Annotated in this window: 3 protein-coding genes; 1 reads left to right on the forward strand and 2 read right to left on the reverse strand. The window is 35.2% G+C overall.

Features of this window, described 5'->3' with window-relative positions:
• Positions 1-63: 63 nt before the first annotated feature.
• Both ACH2BP_RS10720 and ACH2BP_RS10725 read right to left on the reverse strand, forming a co-directional pair.
• On the reverse strand, positions 64-624 hold the full coding sequence (locus ACH2BP_RS10720; RefSeq protein ID WP_395059736.1) for a hypothetical protein: 561 nt from the start codon (positions 622-624) through the stop codon (positions 64-66).
• Positions 625-642: 18 nt separating this feature from the next.
• Positions 643-1,185 (reverse strand): hypothetical protein, encoded by a 543-nt coding sequence (locus ACH2BP_RS10725; protein ID WP_395059738.1) that lies wholly within the window; start codon positions 1,183-1,185, stop codon positions 643-645.
• 118 nt (positions 1,186-1,303) lie between these two features.
• On the opposite strand from ACH2BP_RS10725, the gene ACH2BP_RS10730 reads away from it, so the two are divergent.
• The coding region (locus ACH2BP_RS10730) for a 2-oxoglutarate dehydrogenase E1 component (protein WP_395059740.1) at positions 1,304-3,272 on the forward strand (1,969 nt) is incomplete at its 3' end.

Genomic DNA, 3,272 nt, shown 5'->3' on the forward strand with positions numbered 1-3,272 from the left:
CGTGTCTTTTTTGATTCTAAAAAGGGAATGGCAAAAAGTTTGGTTTAGAAATAAGTATTAAAACTAAAAAGTAATATTTACAAACGGAATGACCGGACTGGTATAAACGCTTTTTCCTTCTTTATACAGGAAATTATATTTAGCTCCAACGGTTATCTTGCTTGTAATAGTAAATCCAGCTCCGACAAAAAGTGCTGAATCCCAATAGCTATTAGTGCTTTGCTCTGTAGGAGTAGTTTTCTTTGTTGAAACATTTAACTCAGCAAATTCTAAGAGAATCATTATTTTTTTTACGGGCTTGTATTGTCCTAACAGGTTTGCTCCAAAAGTAGTCGTGTTTTGCACGTTTTTTATGGCAGCATAACTTGCTTGCAATCCTCCTCCGATAGCAATTTTATCACTAAGCGAGTAGGTCAAATTAGGTGAAATGCTAATATTGGTGCCTCCAACAAAATTCAGTCCAAACCCACACCCAAATTTTAATTTTTTTGGCTGTTTAACCTCAGTTGTGTCTGCTTTTTTTGGTTGAATTGTATCTTTTACAGTTTGTGAAAACAGTATTGTGCTACTGATAAATAAGACAAGGCACAACGTAATTTTGAAAATAGATAGTTGATTGTTCATGAGTAATTGTGTTTTATATTAAAAATAAACCCGTACAAATGGCATGAATGCGTTGCCATAAACTTTGTCGTTGTCGCTTAGAACGTTATATCGAGCACCAATAGTCACATTTCCTGCCCTGTAACCAGCACCCAGAAATAAACCGGTATTCCAATAATCTTGTGAATTGCTGTTAGTGCCAATTAAATTAACATTCACTCTCAATTCTTCTATTTCTGCCGAAAGTTGGATTTCTTGGATTGGATTAAACAACCCTATTACGCTTGCTCCATATAAATGGGATGCATAATAATTTTTTTGCTTTACATAAGTGTATTGAGCGCCAACCCCCAAAGCCACATACTGATTAAAATTGTAAATAGCACTTGGTGCAAGAGAAACATCCGTATAACCGGAAGCAAAACTTAATCCGATGCCTCCGCCAAATTGAACTTTTCTCCAGAAATCACTTTGAGTTTTAGGCGATGTCGTTTGCTGTTGAGCCAATAAAAAACCGGAAGACAAGAGGGCCGAAAAAATCAGAATTGGTTTTAAAATGGGTAAAAGGCGTGTTTTTTTCATATTTCGTTGGTTATTTTAACAAATCTTTACGTAAAAGTAGTTAAAAAATAGATTTAGATATACTGGATTATTGTACTTTTGTCAAACTATTTAACAAAAAAGTACAGACACTAACAATATGGATAGGTTTTCATTTTTAAACGCAGCACACACCGAATTTTTCGCACAATTATACGATCAATATTTAGTAAATCCAGATAGCGTAGAGCCAAGTTGGAGAAGTTTTTTTCAAGGTTTCGACTTTGGAATGACGACTTATAATGAGGAGAATCCAGTAACCTATATAGCAAATGTTGCTTCTGGGAATATGGAGAGTACGCATGTGTCGGAAAAGCTTCAAAAAGAATTTAATGTATTAAAGCTGATTGACGGGTATCGTTCTCGTGGACATTTGTTTACAAAAACAAATCCCGTAAGAGACAGACGAACAACATCTCCTACATTAGACATTGTTAATTTTGGTCTTTCTTCAGCCGATTTAAATACGGTTTTTGATGCGGCTAAAGTTATCGGGATTCAACCCTGTACACTTCAGGAAATTATATTGCACCTTGAGACTATTTACTGTCAGCATATTGGGGTCGAATATATGTATATTCGTAAACCGGAAGTAGTGGAATGGATCCAGAAAAAATTAGGGAAAAATGATAACCAACCCAGTTTTTCTGTTGATGAAAAGAAATCAATCCTTGAAAAATTAAATCAAGCCGTCTCTTTTGAGAATTTCTTGCATACAAAATATGTAGGTCAGAAACGATTTTCACTTGAAGGAGGAGAATCTATTATTCCGGCACTTGATGCTTTAATAGAAAAAGCAGCAGAGCAGGGAGTAGAGCAATTTGTTATGGGAATGGCACATCGTGGTCGTTTGAATGTTTTAGCCAATATTTTTGGTAAATCTACCCAGGACATTTTTGGAGAATTTGACGGAAAAGACTATGATCAGGAGTATTTTGATGGTGACGTAAAATACCACTTAGGGCTTACAGCTGAAAAAGTAACCCGATCAGGAAAAAATATTAATATTAATTTGGCTCCAAATCCTTCGCATCTTGAAACAGTAGGTGCGGTAATTGAAGGAATTACCAGAGCAAAACAAGATAAATATTTTCCTAACGATTTCTCAAAAGTATTGCCAATTGCCGTTCACGGTGATGCAGCAATCGCTGGTCAGGGAATTCTTTATGAAATTGTGCAAATGGCGCAATTGGATGGATACAAAACGGGAGGTACAATTCATATTGTGATCAATAATCAAGTTGGTTTTACAACTAATTATTTGGATGCACGTTCATCAACCTATTGTACAGATGTTGCCAAAGTAACACTTTCGCCAGTATTGCACGTTAATGCAGATGATGCTGAAGCGGTGGTACATGCGATGTCATTTGCTTTAGATTTCAGAATGCAATTTGGTAAAGATGTATTCATTGATCTATTAGGATATAGAAAATATGGGCATAATGAAGGTGATGAGCCTCGTTTTACGCAACCAGTTCTGTATAAAATTATTGCAAAACATCAAAATCCTAGGGATATCTATGCAGAGAAACTCTTGTCAGAAGGCGTTATTGATGCTACTTATGTAAATGGATTAGAAAAAGAATACAAGTCAAATCTTGAAGTAAATCTTGAAGCATCTCGTAAAAAAGACTTGACGATTATTACGCCATTTATGAAAAATGAATGGAAAGGTTTCGAACAGGTTACAGATGTACAAATGCTTTTAAATGTAGATACTTCTTATCCTAAAGAAGGGCTTACTGATGTTGCAAATGCAATTTGTAATTTACCGGCGGATAAAAAGTTTATCAGCAAAATCCAGAAACTAATAAACGATAGAAAAACAATGTTTTTCGAAACCAATAAGTTGGATTGGGCTATGGCAGAACATTTAGCTTATGGATCGTTATTAAAAGAAGGATATGATGTTCGTATTTCTGGGCAAGACGTAGAAAGAGGTACTTTTTCTCATCGTCATGCGGTTGTAAAGGTCGAAGATTCGGAGGAAGAAGTAGTGTTGATCAATAATTTAGTAGGCAAAGTAGGGAAATTTAATATTTTCAATTCCCTTTTATCTGAATACG

Origin of the sequence: Flavobacterium sp. (assembly GCF_043756175.1) — a bacterium.
In the GTDB taxonomy this organism is placed as follows: Bacteria; Bacteroidota; Bacteroidia; order Flavobacteriales; family Flavobacteriaceae; genus Flavobacterium.